Origin of the sequence: Streptomyces oceani (assembly GCF_001751245.1) — a bacterium.
Classification (GTDB): domain Bacteria; phylum Actinomycetota; class Actinomycetes; order Streptomycetales; family Streptomycetaceae; genus Streptomyces; species Streptomyces oceani.
On sequence record NZ_LJGU01000012.1, the window covers coordinates 1 to 221 of the forward strand.

Annotated in this window: 1 protein-coding gene; it reads left to right on the plus strand. The window is 76.0% G+C overall.

Translation table 11 applies throughout. The features are described from left to right. Positions 1-221 (plus strand): nicotinate-nucleotide--dimethylbenzimidazole phosphoribosyltransferase (locus AN216_RS00060; RefSeq protein ID WP_170842967.1); only part of this gene is annotated, 221 nt, incomplete at both ends.

Here is a 221-nt window from a genome sequence, read left to right on the forward strand (position 1 = left end):
CATCGCGTACGCCGCTCCGGTGGCCGCCTGGACGTGGAGGACACCCTCACCGCGGACGAGGCGGAGGAGGCGTTCCGCGCGGGCATGGCCGTGGCGGACGAGGAGGCCGACGCCGGCGCGGACCTGGTGGTGCTCGGTGACCTGTCGGTCGGCGGCACCACCGCCGCCGCCACCCTGATCGGCGCACTGTGCGGAACCGACGCCTCCGTGGTCACCGGCCG